This is a genomic window from Oleiphilus sp. HI0079, assembly GCF_001635105.1.
Window position 1 is genome coordinate 1 of the sequence record NZ_LWFT01001032.1, and the last position, 557, is coordinate 557.

Genomic DNA, 557 nt, shown 5'->3' on the forward strand with positions numbered 1-557 from the left:
TTCTCCTCAACTCGAATAACGATTTTACGCCCCTGCGTTTCGATCTCGATTATTTCATCCGAGATCTCATCCTCTAATCGCGCAGCAATCTCCAGGGCCTTATCCTCAGCTTCCTCATTCGCCTCAGTGACCGTTGAGACTAATAATTCCTGAAGCTCCAGCATACTCTTCTCGCTCTCGTTCAGCTCCTCGGCACATTGATCTCCCGCTGCCTTCTCAACTGGCTGATCACACATTAACTCAAGAGAGGTCTGATTCGGATCTGTGGTCTGCTGCATCACCGTTTTGATTGGAGTCGGCTCCGGCTTGCCCGGCGAAAACTCCAGAGCAACGACGCTGGTTCCGGTTGGAACCTGATTCAGCTCAACCTGCTTTTGCACGCCAAACGCTTCGCGCATCGAACCAGCAAGACGCTTAAACTTTAAAACATCCATTTCAGCAAAAGAAAGTAGCAAGACAAAAAAGCACATCAATAGCGACATTAAGTCAGCAAAGGTTCCCATCCATGCTGGCAACCCCGGTTTACACTCTTCGCATTCTTTTTCTTCTTCAGACAT

1 protein-coding gene is annotated in these 557 nt (G+C 48.7%); it reads right to left on the minus strand.

All coding sequences use genetic code 11. The features are described 5' to 3' along the window. On the minus strand, nt 1-557 hold a 557-nt coding region (locus tag A3750_RS18630; RefSeq protein ID WP_304440214.1), incomplete at its 3' end, for a flagellar motor protein MotB.